Here is a 13,604-nt window from a genome sequence, read left to right as displayed (position 1 = left end):
ATGGGCCGGACGGTCCGGGCGGAGGACCTTTGCTCAGGCGGGGCAGAAGCCGGATTACGGCGCGGGACGGGCGGCGTCCCGGTCGGCACGCCATTCAGCGGCGGCGGGCAGATCGCCGGCGACATCGACATGTGCAGCGCCGTCGCAGCTTGGCGCCAGGGACTTCTCGGAGAAGCGCAGCTGCAACAGCCGACCCTCGACAGTGCGCAGCCGCCCCGCGAAGCCCGCGCCGATGATTACGACATGCCGTTTCTTACTCACAACGGACACGAAAATATCATACGGATCATGTACAATTTGCAAACTTGGAAGGTGACCTGACGTGGTCCGTGGCAATGGCGTCAATAGCGTCCCGAACCCCATCAGCAATTCCCGTTCCATGGTCGTTTCTCGCTCGTCACAGCAATCGGATTAGAGTGAGTTGCGATAAGCTGATTACGGCGGGATCGTAAGAGTAAGACAAGACTCGGAAAATACTCAATTAATCAGCACCCCCATACGCTCGGCGCCACCGGCTTCGATCCTGGTCAGAATTGTCTGAACCCGGCGCGGGTTTGAAGGCGGGCACGGTGCGCCCGACGTCGGTGGCGGTGACGACGGGACAACCATCTGTCTCAGCACCGCGCCACCGGCTTTTGGTCGAAGGCCGCCAGTCAACACCAGAATACCGCCGAAGTCGCGCGGCGCCGCAACCGCCATCTGAAAGACAGCGTAGCGTCGCCGGCGTGATCGATGACCTTCGCTCGATTCTGGCCGGTTTGCCCAAGCGTCGCGGGTGATCGCTGAGTGATTTCACCTGATAGCGCCGGGATGCGGACGAAATTGGCCAAGTATTGGGCTAGGCCGTGAAGCTGGAGGCGGACGGCCCTCATCGAGCAGTACGAATACTGGGTTCACATGACCCCGATTTTGCCCTCCTTGATCAAGAGGAACGCGTATTCCGGAAATCGGCGGTGAGCCAACGAGTGCGACCAGCGGCATTTGGGCCGACTAGGTAGATTCCGAGCCTGCCGCGATCGCCCAAACGCCGGCATCCTCAGACGAGCGGCCGATCCACTGAAGAAAGGCCTGGGGTTTGCCGCCGGCTTCGCCGATAAAGGTTGCGGCCAGTCCGGCAAGCACCGGACCGTCAAACTTGTCTCTTCAAGAGGTCGCCACCCTCTCGCAAGGGTTGCCCGACCTTTTGCGGTATTTGTGAAAGAACCCCCATGTCCGATCGCAAGCTCTTGGCCAAACAGAAGGCGCTCGTTACCGGGGCCAACTCCGGCATCGGCGAGGGCGTCGCAATTGCTCTCGGCCAGGCGGGCGCCGATGTAGTGGTGAATTATGTCGAGGGCGACGCCGCCGCGAACGCTGTGGTTGACAAGATCAAGCAGTTCGGCGGCAACGCTATCACACACAAGGCCGATGTTTCGCATGAAGATGAGGTCGGCGACATGTTCGACCGAGCCGTACGCGAATTTGGCACGATCGACATCCTCGTCAACAATGCCGGTATGCAACGCGACTCTGCATTTTCTGACATGACCCTGGAAAAGTGGAACAAAGTCCTTGGCGTCAATTTGACCGGCCAGTTTCTCTGCGCGCGGGCGGCCATACGCGAGTTCCTGCGCCGCGGCGTGGTCCCATCCGTGTCGCGCGCAGCCGGTAAGATCATTTGCATGAGTTCGGTGCACCAAGTGATCCCGTGGGCAGGTCACGCGAATTACGCCACCTCGAAGGGCGGCATCAAATTGATGATGGAGAGCATGGCGCAGGAGCTTGCCCCCAAGCGCATCCGCGTCAACGGCATCGCACCAGGCGCGATACAGACGCCAATCAATACCTCCGCCTGGGACACGCCGGAGGCCCTCAAGAGTCTGCTGACGCTAATTCCCTATGGAAGGATCGGACTGCCCGAAGATATCGCACGCGCCGCCGTTTGGCTGGCGTCTGACGATTCCGACTACGTCGTAGGCACCACACTCTTCGTTGACGGGGGCATGACGCTTTACCCCGGCTTCTCGACCAACGGTTGAAGACGATGACGCAGCATTACGACGTCATCATCATCGGAAGCGGCCCTGGTGGCGCATCTGTCGCGTATCGCCTCGCGCCAACCGGCAAACGCATCTTGCTGATTGAGCGTGGCGATTATCTGCCGCGTTCGCGTGCGAACTGGGACTCGCAGACGGTGTTCGTCGATGGCGCCTATCAAGCTGATGAGACGTGGTATGGCAAGAATGGCGAGACTTTTCATCCCGGCCTGCATTATTATGTCGGCGGCAACTCAAAGGTCTATGGCGCGGCGCTTTTCAGACTGCGAGAGCGAGATTTCGGCGAAGTCCAGCACAAGGACGGCGTCTCTCCTGCATGGCCTCTAAAGTACGAGGTGTTCGAGCCCTATTACGGCGAGGCCGAGCGGCTGTTTCACGTTCACGGCCAACGCGGCGAAGATCCGAACGAGCCCCCTTCAAGCGGTCCCTTTCCCTATCCGCCGGTTTCCCACGAGCCGCGCATCCAAACGCTACAGGACAGCCTGGCGAGAGGCGGCTTGCACCCGTTTCATCTCCCTCTTGGTATTCTTCTTGATGAGGAGCATGGAAAAGTCACGCCGACCAGCATCTGCATCCGCTGCGACGCGTTTGATGGATTTCCCTGTCTTCTGAACGGCAAGGCGGACGCGCAGGTCATGTGCGTCGATCCGGCACTTAAGTTGCACCCCAACCTGACGTTGCTGACCAACGGGTATGTCTCCAGGCTCGGAACGGACGCCAAGGGCAGCAAAGTGAAAGACGTCGCGGTGACGCGCCATGGCAGTGAAGAGCACTACTCGGCCGATATCGTAGTCGTCGCGTGCGGCGCGCTGTCCTCGGCGCTGCTTCTGCTGCGCTCCGCGAACGACGATCATCCCGATGGCCTCGCCAACGGTTCCGGCCAGGTCGGGCGCAACTACATGCGTCACAATCAGTCCATTCTGATGGCGCTGATGCGCGAACCCAACGACACGGTATTCCAGAAAACCCTCGCGATCTCCGATTTCTACTTCGGATCGGATGACTGGGAATATCCGCTCGGGTTAATACAGATGTGCGCCACGTCGCATGGCGCGCAAATCAGGGGCGAAGCGCTGCCGAGCTGGCTGGAATGGATGCCAAAGATGCCGTTCGATGAGATGGCGCGCCACTCGATGGATTTCTGGTTGTCGAGCGAGGATATTCCGCGGCCGGAAAACCGCATTCGCTACGATGGCGAGCGTGTCGTTCTGGACATCACCGAAGGTGATATGGAAGCTCATCATCGGCTCAAGAAAAAGCTCGAGCAGATATTGAGCAGCGCGGGCGCTCATCCAGTACTCCTGGAGCGCAGCCTTTATCTGGGCAATGACATTCCGATCGGCGGCACGGCGCATCAAGCAGGGACGGCGCGCTTCGGGACCGATCCCGCGAACTCGGTGCTGGACCTCGACTGCAAGGCCCATCAACTCGATAACCTGTACATTGCGGATGCCAGCTTCTTTCCATCGATCGGGGCGGTCAATCCGACGCTGACAATCATCGCCAACGCGCTTCGTGTCGCCGACCGAATCAAGGAAAGACTGAAATGACGGCCATGTTCTCAAGCGACCTGAGCGGACGCACCACAGACTTTCCGCATTTCTGGGAGCATACGGTCGGCAGCGGCCATGCGACACTTGCTTTGCGGGCTGATTGGCAGGCGCAACTCAAGCAGGCGCATGACGAACTTGGCATGCGGCATGTCCGGTTTCACGGCATTCTGAGCGATGACATGGGAACGCTGGTGAGTGAGGGCGACACGTTCTTCTATTCGTTTTTCAATACCGACCAGATCTTCGATTTCCTGCTGTCGATCGGCATGAAGCCTTTTGTCGAATTGAGTTTCATGCCGTCTGCTCTGTCCTCCGGTGATCAGACGGTTTTTCACTACCGAGCCAATGTCGGCCGTCCCAGGGACTATGCGCAATGGGCCGTGCTGATCAGAAAGCTGGTACGTCATTGGGTGGACCGTTACGGATTGGGCGAAGTGCGGCAGTGGTTCTTCGAGGTCTGGAACGAACCGAACCTGACGGCATTCGGAAACGGTCAGCAGAGCGATTATTTCGAGCTGTACCGCTACACCGTGGAGGCCATCAAGGGCGTTGACGCAATGCTGAAAGTCGGCGGTCCCGCCACGGCGGCGAATGCGTGGATCGATGATTTTCTGGCATTCTGCAAGGCCAATGACCTGCCGGCCGATTTCGTCAGTACACATCATTATCCCACGGATGCATTCGGCAAACCGGGCGACGACACCGAAGCTCAATTAGCGGCCTCAACGCGCAGCATCCTGCGCGAACAGGCCCGCGACGTCCGAAAGAACGCCGGCGATTTGCCGGTCTACTACACGGAGTGGTGCACATCCTCCAATCCGCGCGATCCGATGCATGACGATCCCTACGCCGCCGCGTTTATCGTCAAAACGATCCTCGAAGCCAGTGGGCTGGTTCAGGGATACAGCTATTGGACGTTCTCAGACATTTTCGAGGAAAACTATTTCCCTTCGATCCCATTCCACGGCGGATTCGGGTTGCTCAACATTCATGGCATCGCCAAGCCCGCCTATCGAGCCTTCCAGTTGCTGCATGAACTGGGCACGCAGATGATGCCGGTCAAGGGGAGCCACGCAACCGTCGATGCCTGGTTCGTGCGCGGCGATCAGCGTTCCACGCTGGTATTGACGAACTTTGCGCTGCCGCGGCATCCGATCGAGACAGAGCAGGTTTCCTTCGAGCTCAAGTCCGCGAAGCCGGAATCGATGGCGTCCATTCAGCGGATCGACCTGGAGCACGCCAATGCGAAGCCCCATTGGGAGCAACGGGGCAAGCCTGAATATTTGAACGCCGCGACCATTGAAGAACTCAAGCATCTGTCGCAGTTCCAGAGCGAACCGGTTCCGGTCAATGGTGACTCCGGGAAGTTGAACATTAAAGTGTCGATGCCGCCACAATCGGTCGCCGCGATCCATTTCTCGAATTGACCGGGATGGGCGATCTGGCGCAGCTTTCGGACGAGGCACTCACGATCCGCCTGCAGCAGGCGGCTTTTTCCTATCTGATCGACTACGCTAACGCCGATACCGGCCTTGTCGCGGACACGTCCCGCCAGGGGTCGCCGTGCAGTATTGCCGTGGTCGGGTTTGCGCTGTCCTGCTATCCTATTGCGGTCCGGAATGGTTGGCTGTCACGCACGGATGCAGCTACCCGCACGCTCAAGGTTCTCAGATTCTTTTCATGCAGCACTCAGAGCGATGCACCCGACGCAACCGGCTACAAGGGCTTCTATTATCACTTTATTGACATGCAGACGGGCAAGCGCGTCTGGCAATGCGAACTCTCGCTGATCGATACCGCGCTGCTGGTCGCCGGTTTCCTGGTGGCCGCATGCTACTTCGACGGCAGTGGCGAGCGTGAAATTCGCGAACTGGCCGACGCGTTGTATCGCCGCGTCGATTGGCGATGGGCCCAGAACGGCACACTAGGCCTTTCGCAAGGATGGAAACCCGAGTGTGGGTTTCTCCATTATGGCTGGGAAGGATACAACGAAGCGGCGCTTCTCTACGTTCTAGGTCTTGGCTCGCCGACCTTTCCGCTCACGCCAGCCGGATACGTTACATGGCAGCTGACCTATCAGTGGGAAAATCTGCTGGACCGCGATGTTCTCTATTCCGGTCCGCTTTTCACGCACCTGTTCTCCCATGCGTGGATCGACTTTCGCGGTATCCGCGATGAGTTCATGCGTGAGAAGGCGAGCGACTATTTTGAGAATACGAAGAGCGCCATCGCTGTTCATCGCGAATACGCCGAACGCAATCCATACGGGTTCGAAGCCTATGGTCGCGACTTCTGGGGTGTAACGGCAGGAGATGGCCCGACCGCCCCGGAGATGCTCGAGAACGGTAAGGATTGCCGCTTCTTCGGCTACATGTCGCGCGGCGTACCGTACGGTCCCGATGACGGAACGATCGCGCCTTGGGCCATGCTTGCAACACTGCCCTTTGGGGCCGATGCCGCGCTCGCCGGCACGCGCGGTCTTCTCGAGTTGCATCCGAAAGTCTGCCACCAGGACAGATTTTCAAGCGGCTTCAATCCGACACTGTCGGATGGCGACGGCGGCTGGCTTTCCACAGGATGGTACGGGCTCGACCAGGGCCTGCTCGTGATGATGATTGAAAATCATCGCACTGATATGATCTGGGAGATCATGCGGCATTGCAGTTACGTGCACGATGGGCTCCAACGCGCCGGTTTTGAAGACGGGTGGCTTTAGCAATGCAAGATGGCGTCCCAATAACGAAACCTGGCGACGAGGATCGCTTCCTTCGGAGGGTACGCCCTTCAGATTGGAAAAACCCGGTGCCACGGAACCCCTACGACATCGCAATTGTCGGAGCGGGCCCGGCCGGACTGGAAGCGGCAGAGTACGCCGCGCGGCTGGGGTTCTCCGTCGCACTCATCGAGCGCAATCGCCTGGGCGGAAATTCGCTGAATGCAGGGTCGGTCCCATCCAAGGCAATCATCTGCACCGCGCGCGTTTGTAGCACGATGCGGGATGCCGAAGCGTTCGGAGCGCCGATCCCGTCTGCGCCGTCTCTCGATTTTGACAAGGTGATGGCGCGCATGCGCCGGATTCGGACGCGCATATCGGGATATCATTCGGTTCACGAACTCGCCGAACCGGGTGTCGACATTTTTTTCGGTTCTGCCCGGTTCGAGAGCGCGGATACGCTGTTTGTGGACGACGCGCCCGTGCATTTCAAAAAGGCGCTCATCGCCACAGGCGCGCGTCCCGGGGTGCCCAATATTCCGGGCCTCGATCAGACGGGTTATCGCACGAGCGCGACGATCTTCGAGATGGCAGCACTGCCGACGCGTCTCGCCATCATCGGCGGAGGCCCGCTGGGTTGCGAAATGGCGCAAGCCTTTTGCGGGCTGGGATCGCACGTAACCATCGTGCAGAACGATCCGAAATTCCTGCCTCGCGAGGAACGTGACGCCGCGGAAATCCTATCCCGCTCCATGGCGCGCGATGGAGTCGATATCCGTCTGAACACCACGGTGGTCGGGGCGCGGCGCGTGAACGGCATCAAGATTCTGGAGACCGTCAATAACGATGTAAAGGGCGACATTCAAGCCGACGAAATCCTGTTGAGCATCGGCCGGGTTCCAAATGTCGAAAAGCTCAATCTTGCAGCCGCCGGCGTCACTTTTGACGAGGACCATGGAATCAAAGTTGATGATTTTCTGCGCAGCACAAATCCAAATGTGTACGCCGCAGGTGACGTCTGCTTGGCGCTTAAATTCACCAACGCCGCACAGTCCTCAGCGCGCATGGCGGTTCGGAATGCGCTGATGCAGGCACAACAGCGACAAAGCAGCTTGGTCATACCCTGGTGCACCTATTGCGATCCCGAAATCGCGCATATCGGTCTGCACGTCTGGGAAGCGCGCCAGCAATCGATTCCCATCAAGAGTTTCACCGTGATGATGCACGACGTCGATCGCGCGATCACCGATGGACGGGACACGGGCTTCGTCAAGATCCACATATCGGAAGGGTCCGACAGGATTTTAGGCGCGACCATCGTCTCCTCGCGGGCGAGCGAGTTGATTAACGAGATGGCCGTCATAATGAGCGCCGGCATCGGCATGAAGGCGCTGGCAGAGGTGGCACACACCTATCCGGCGCAATCCGAGGCAATCCTGCTTGCGGCACAAGCCTATACGCGCAATTTCGATGAGGCGGCAAAAAGGGCTGCATCTGGAAACGCGGACAATGGAAAATGAGGCCGCAGGTTGACCGGAAAAATTCTTCAGGCCTTTACCAATCTGGGTCTGATAAACGCTGGCTCGTTCTGATCCCGGCTTGTGAATCAACGAGCTTCCGGATCAAGGTATCGAAGGGGCAGCCTTTGCTTTTCGCGATACTGTCCCCGTTCCTGCTCACCGGATGCGACGCGCTGAAGTTCGATGTGATGAATCATGCGGGGTCCGATCGCTGCGAGCCAATGGCACCTCTACGTCATCGTCGGCATCGTGCTGGTCTTCGTTGCTGTCCGGTGCTGCTGCTCACTCCACTCATCGCTTGGCATTATCGACTGTCCAACAAGCATAGCGCGTTCAGGCCGAAGCGGGATTTTTCCTGGACTATCGAAGGCTTTATCTGGTCCCGCCGATCGGCATCGTCATCGGTCTCGGCTTCTTGCTCTGGCACTATACTCACACGCTTGATCCCTATCGACGTATTGCGTCCAACCAGCCGGCCCTCGAAGTTCTGGCGGTGGGGCTCGACTGGAAATGGCTGTTCATCTATCCGACCCGCAGCGGATATCGGAGCGGTAAATTCGACAATTGCGATCGACGATGTGGAGCGCGTGGTCGATAACATCAGGGACCAGCTATGACGACAGCAGCAATCGTTGTGCTCGTGGTCCGCTATGGCCTCGTGCTGTTATTCCTCCCGTTCAGCGCACTCGACAAGTTTTTCGGCTTCAATCACGCGGTCAAACAGGCGCAGAGCATGTTCAAGCCGCGCCCAATCGCGATGGCGATGATCCTGATCGGCCTCTTCGTGGAGGTGATTTGCAGCCTTGGCGTCGTCACTGGCATAGCCGATCGGGCGAGTGCCTTCGTCATTGCCGGCTACTGCGCGGCGACGGCGGTTCTATATAAACAATTCTGGGCACAGGGCGATTTCTGGTCTGATCCCGACGGCAAAGGCCGTACGCTCCTGTGGGATTTTCTGAAAAACCTATCGCTCGGCGCCGGTTTCCTGCTGATCGTTATCGGCACGGACGGGATGGGGTTGGCACCCTTCATTCATGCACCCTTCGCCTCCAGCCATCCTTATGGAACTCACCCATGAGCGATCAAACCGACGCGGCAGGCCCAAGGCCCTCGGTTCCCTATTGGCATCTTTATGTCGATGGCGATGGCACCAGTCATCAATCGCAATGCGCGCTCACCGATTATCAACTCAAGGCCGTAGGCCCGGCCGATCCGCAGTGGAATGACAAGATGGAACGCAGCGAGGCGACCGTTGTCTTCACCGTCCAACCGGTCGGCTGGGTGGGCGACTGGCACGAGAATCCGGCGCCGCAATGGATCATCGTGCTATCTGGCCGTTGGTGGATCGAAAGCATGGACGGTACGCGCATCGAGCAGGGACCGGGTGACTTCTCGTTCGGAGAGGATCAGGGCTGCACCGAGGTGAACGGTAAGAAAGGCCATAGATCCGGAACGATTGGTGATCAACCGTGCTGCCTGATGACCGTCCAACTTCATGTCAAACCGAGACGCGGGTCATGTCACCTGACATGATTTTCGAGGGGATAGCAGGCTTTCGGCTCGTTACTGCTGAGCCAGCGCGGTTGGCTGTCTTTTATCGCGAGATCGGTTTCGACGTCGCCGAGGCTGCGCCCATTTCCGCCGAGGAAATCACACGCCTCGGCCTCTCAGGCGCCGGTTCGCGCATCGCAATGTTGCTCGGCCCAAGCCGCGTGGAGCTCGAAAGTTTCGACCATCCGGGACGCCCCTATCCGGTTGACACGACTGCTTGCGATCTCGTCATCCAGCACCTCGCGCTCGTCACCGACGATGCGGAGGCCGCATGGCGTCGCGCGCGCGACGCCGGCGCCACGCCGATCAGCCGAGCGCGCCCAGTAACGCTTCCCAAGTCCGCTGGCGGGGTAACCGCGATCAAGTTCCGCGATCCTGAAGGTCATCCGCTCGAATTGCTCCAATTCGCGCCGGGTGCCAATTCGGGCTGGAAGGGTACCGGCATCATGGGGATCGACCATAGCGCGATCTCGGTCAGCGATGTCGTAGCCAGCCGACGCTTCTATGCGCGTCACGGGCTGGGCGAGGCAGGCGCTACGGTAAATTATGGCCCGACGCAGGATGCGCTCGACGGGCTTGACGGCGCCGAAGTCGATGTGGTGCCGATGAACCCCACGGGTAAGCCGCCGCACGTTGAACTGCTGGGCTATCGCCATCCCGTCGGCCGTGCGCTTCACCCTCTCTTCGCAAATGATCTCGCCGCCACGCGTATCGTTTGGCGATCAAATGCCGACGCACTGATCCGCGATCCCGACGGGCATCTTCATCAGCTCAGCCGATAAGATCGATCGCGAGCAGATATTGTGTTGCTGTGATGAACAGCCGCCGTCCGTCCGCGCCGCCAAACGTGCAGTTCGAGGCGACCGCCGGTGTTGGTAGTCACCTGTGAGTATCTGCTCAACCCTGCATGTGGTTGATCGGCATAGATGTTCCTGTGACGGCGTTTTTGATGGCGGTATAGGCATCAACACCGTGGCGTGCGGCGGTGCCGACGACGGATCGGACGTTGGCGAAGAAATCGGCACCCCAGTTGGACCGGAACCCACCGGTGACCTTGCGATATGTCGCGATGGGCCGAAGTTCGCGTTCGGATCCGTTGTTGTCGGCAGCGACCTCGGGGTGGTCGAGAAAGGTGAACAGATGATCACGAAGCTTGCCGTATCGTCGGCGTAATCGTCTGCCGTGACGGTTGATCGGGGCGAGCGCCATGACGGCGTCGAGGTCATGGTCGAGGCGCCGCCGCCAGGCACGCCTTGTGGCGTCTGCGAGGGTGCGATGGCGCCGCGCCAGCACGACGGCGCGGAGCAGCAGGGCCTTCATTCGGGGTGCGAAGATCTCATCGCCGGCTTCGATCGCGAATTTGCAGTCGCGGAGTTGGTGGGCGAGGCAAATCTGCCAGTGATCGGCATGGCCGCGCTGGGCGCCATAGAGATCGGAGACCCAGATCGCGGGGCGATGGCCGTCCATTACCTCCGCGACGACGTTGGCGCCCCGGCTTGGCCGGATCACATGGATGACGACGTCGTCGTTCTGAAAGACCCAGTTCCAATGGGTCCGGCCGTTGATCCGCACCGAGGTTTCGTCGGAACAGACGACCCGCGCGCGGCGCAGTCGGGCGAGGATGGTGCCGATATCGGCATCGAAGCCCGGCTTGGCGCGGCGGAATGCGGCATCGAGCGCGCCTTCGCTGATCGCCAGGCCGAACAACTCGATGAACAGGCGCGACAGCCGCCGGTAGCTGACCGCATGGATGACGCGCAGGTAGATCGCGAGCGCCACGAGGTTGAGGCTGAATGGCGTGCCGGCTTCCAAGCCTTCCGGGACGGCGGCCAGCGTGGTCACCCCACAGCACCGACAATGGCCGGCATAGCGTTCGACGCGGGTGACAATCGGCTTGATCGGCGGCAGATCGATCTTGTCGTAGCGCTGCGCGAGGCGCTGATCCGCGTCCGTCAACCCGGCACGGCAGTGCCGGCAATGCGCTGCCTTCGCGATCACCGTCTGGTCGGGGTTCTCGGCAAGCAAGCGACCGCCACCCTCACGGCCGAGACTGCCTTTGCGTGGTCCCTTGCGCGGAGCTTTCTCGGGCCGGTTTGGCTTCTGCCCGCGCGATGGCGGCAGGCTCGAATTATCCGGCCGCTTCGCCGGTTCGTTCAGCCGCGCCTCCAACTCTGCAATCCGGCGCTCGGCAGCGGCCAGCCGGACCGTCAGTTCCGCGTTGCGCCGCTCCGAAGCTTGCAATGCTTCCCACAGAGCGCGGATCAGCGCATCTTTCTCAGCGTGCGTCAGAAGGGATAAATCAGGAAGCTCGGTCACGCCTCCGTCGAATCGCATCCGACGTCGTCACGTCAATTCACAATCGATTCAACACGACGCCCAGCGGGGATGAGCATCTACACCTGTGAAAAATCGAACTTTGCTGATCTAGTCATGACTTTTTAGCGGCGGGCAATATTGGGATTTGCAAGGTCTGTGTGGCCTGAGGGGAAAAACCTTGCAAAACCGTTGGAGCGTTGCGCGGTGGTCGCGATCGTGATTCTCTCCCGTTGATGCCGAACATCATGCGTTTGACGTGGAGGAAAGAATGCCGCCGAAGCTGAATGCCTCGCAGGATGATCTCGAACTGTTCCGCTCGCGGCTGGAGAACATCATCGACCAGCGGCATCCCCTGGTGCGGCTGGTCCGGCTGATCGACTGGCGGGTCTTCGAGGAACGCTTTGGCTCACTCTACGCCGAGGCGGCGGGACGTCCGGCACTGCCGACCCGCCTGATGGTGGCGCTGCATCTTCTCAAGCACATGGATGGGCTGTCCGACGAAGCGATCTGCGCGCGCTATCTCGATAGTCCGTATGTCCAGGCATTCTGCGGCGAGACGCATTTCCAGGGTAGTGTCCGGGGTCGTGGTGGACTTTTGGGCCGTGTAACGGTGTAGTTTGAGGTGGCCATCGGATCAGTCGGCTATGGTGGAGTTGCGAGACTTCAACCTGAAGCCTGGAGAACCCGATGACCGAAGATAGATTACCACTGGCTGAGCTACTGGCCAAAGCCGGGGACGGCGATTTTCTGCACAGCGTTGCGGAGGCGGTGGTTCAACTGCTGATGGAGACGGATGTGGATGGGCTGATCGGCGCCAGCCGCTACGAGCGCAGCGGCGAGCGCGCGACCTATCGCAACGGCTACCGGGAACGCGCATTGGACACGCGGCTTGGCAGCTTGCAGCTTCGGATCCCGAAGCTGCGGCAGGGGAGCTACTTCCCGCCGTTCCTGGAAGCTCGCCGGACCTCGGAGAAGGCGCTGGCCGCGGTCATCCAGGAAGCCTGGATTGGCGGCGTCTCGACCCGGCGGGTAGACGAGCTGGTGCAGGCCATGGGGCTGACGGGGATCAGCAAGAGCACGGTCTCGAAACTGTGCAAGGACATCGATGAGAGGGTGAACGCCTTCCTCGACCGGCCACTCGCCGGCGAGTGGCCGTATCTGTGGTTGGATGCGACCTATCTCAAGCAGCGCGAAGGTGGGCGGATCGTCTCAGTTGCAGCGATAATCGCAGTGGCGGTGAACACCGACGGTCGGCGCGAGATCGTCGGCCTGCACATCGGCCCGTCCGAGGCGGAGACCTTCTGGTCGACCTTTCTCAAGAGCTTGGTCCGCCGTGGGTTGCGTGAGGTGAAACTGGTGATCTCCGATGCTCATGAAGGGTTGAAGGCGGCGATCCGCCGGGTGATGGGGGCATCCTGGCAAAGATGCCGCGTTCACTGGATGCGCAACGCCTTGTCCTATGTGCCGAAGGGGCAGCAGAGCATGGTGTCTGCAGCGTTGCGTCAGGCGTTTATCCAGCCGGATCGCGTCAGTGCCAGCCAGACCCTGCGCCATGTGGCCGACCAGCTCCGGGGCAAATGGCCAAAACTTGGCGCGTTCATCGACGACAGTGAAACCGACGTGCTGGCGCACATGGACTTTCCCGCCCAGCACCGAACCAAAATTCACTCGACGAACCCGCTCGAACGCCTGAACAAGGAGGTCAAGCGCCGCGCCGATGTCGTCGGCATCTTTCCCAATGAAGGTTCGATCATCCGCCTGATCGGGGCCGTGCTGCTCGAGGCCAACGACGAATGGCAGACACAGAACCGCTATATGCAGATCGAGGGAATGGTCGAACTCATGGCACCCGCCATCGATGCCGATACACCACGAATTTCCACCGTCGCCGCGTGACCATTGGCCGCTTCAGCTA

12 protein-coding genes are annotated in these 13,604 nt (G+C 60.0%); 10 read left to right on the top strand and 2 right to left on the bottom strand.

The window, feature by feature from the left end; translation table 11 throughout:
- Window positions 1-54: 54 nt before the first annotated feature.
- On the bottom strand, window positions 55-381 hold the full coding sequence (locus HUW10_RS00955) for a hypothetical protein (protein ID WP_155856274.1): 327 nt from the start codon (window positions 379-381) through the stop codon (window positions 55-57).
- 827 nt (window positions 382-1,208) lie between these two features.
- Between HUW10_RS00955 and HUW10_RS00950 the strand changes: the two genes are divergently transcribed.
- From HUW10_RS00950 to HUW10_RS00915, 8 genes are all read left to right on the top strand, one after another.
- A complete protein-coding gene (locus tag HUW10_RS00950; RefSeq protein ID WP_011930552.1) occupies window positions 1,209-2,018 on the top strand; it encodes an SDR family oxidoreductase in 810 nt (269 codons plus the stop codon).
- Window positions 2,019-2,023: 5 nt separating this feature from the next.
- Window positions 2,024-3,586: a GMC oxidoreductase gene (locus HUW10_RS00945; protein WP_011930553.1), complete on the top strand. Its 1,563-nt coding sequence runs from the start codon at window positions 2,024-2,026 to the stop codon at window positions 3,584-3,586.
- Window positions 3,583-5,016: a GH39 family glycosyl hydrolase gene (locus HUW10_RS00940; RefSeq protein WP_011930554.1), complete on the top strand. Its 1,434-nt coding sequence runs from the start codon at window positions 3,583-3,585 to the stop codon at window positions 5,014-5,016. The genes HUW10_RS00945 and HUW10_RS00940 overlap by 4 nt, the downstream gene beginning before the upstream one ends.
- A 5-nt stretch (window positions 5,017-5,021) precedes the next feature.
- Window positions 5,022-6,305, top strand: coding sequence for a glucoamylase family protein (locus tag HUW10_RS00935; protein ID WP_011930555.1), 1,284 nt, complete (start codon window positions 5,022-5,024; stop codon window positions 6,303-6,305).
- Window positions 6,306-6,307: 2 nt separating this feature from the next.
- A complete protein-coding gene (locus HUW10_RS00930) occupies window positions 6,308-7,822 on the top strand; it encodes a mercuric reductase (RefSeq protein WP_011930556.1) in 1,515 nt (504 codons plus the stop codon).
- A 613-nt stretch (window positions 7,823-8,435) separates the two neighbouring features.
- Window positions 8,436-8,900 (top strand): DoxX family protein, encoded by a 465-nt coding sequence (locus HUW10_RS18215; RefSeq protein WP_011930558.1) that lies wholly within the window; start codon window positions 8,436-8,438, stop codon window positions 8,898-8,900.
- On the top strand, window positions 8,897-9,355 hold the full coding sequence (locus HUW10_RS00920) for a cupin (RefSeq protein ID WP_011930559.1): 459 nt from the start codon (window positions 8,897-8,899) through the stop codon (window positions 9,353-9,355). Before HUW10_RS18215 ends, HUW10_RS00920 begins: the two co-directional genes overlap by 4 nt.
- The gene (locus HUW10_RS00915) at window positions 9,340-10,155 is read left to right on the top strand and encodes a VOC family protein (protein WP_043508769.1); all 816 of its coding nucleotides are present in this window, start codon (window positions 9,340-9,342) and stop codon (window positions 10,153-10,155) included. The genes HUW10_RS00920 and HUW10_RS00915 overlap by 16 nt, the downstream gene beginning before the upstream one ends.
- Window positions 10,156-10,270: 115 nt before the next feature.
- On the opposite strand, the gene tnpC is transcribed toward HUW10_RS00915, so the two are convergent.
- Complete coding sequence (gene tnpC / locus HUW10_RS00910) at window positions 10,271-11,689, bottom strand: IS66 family transposase (RefSeq protein WP_174501855.1); 1,419 nt, start codon at window positions 11,687-11,689, stop codon at window positions 10,271-10,273.
- Window positions 11,690-11,957: 268 nt separating this feature from the next.
- Here tnpC and HUW10_RS00905 point away from each other — a divergent pair, with 268 nt between their 5' ends.
- Both HUW10_RS00905 and HUW10_RS00900 read left to right on the top strand, forming a co-directional pair.
- On the top strand, window positions 11,958-12,305 hold the full coding sequence (locus tag HUW10_RS00905) for an IS5 family transposase (RefSeq protein ID WP_011930561.1): 348 nt from the start codon (window positions 11,958-11,960) through the stop codon (window positions 12,303-12,305).
- 71 nt (window positions 12,306-12,376) lie between these two features.
- Entirely contained in the window at window positions 12,377-13,585 is a 1,209-nt protein-coding gene (locus HUW10_RS00900; protein WP_011930562.1) for an IS256 family transposase, read from the top strand.
- Window positions 13,586-13,604 lie beyond the last annotated feature (19 nt).

The sequence above is a fragment of the Acidiphilium sp. C61 genome, from assembly GCF_905116885.1.
GTDB lineage: Bacteria > Pseudomonadota > Alphaproteobacteria > Acetobacterales > Acetobacteraceae > Acidiphilium.
Note: the sequence above shows the minus strand (reverse complement) of the source record. Positions and strands in the feature narration are given on the sequence as shown.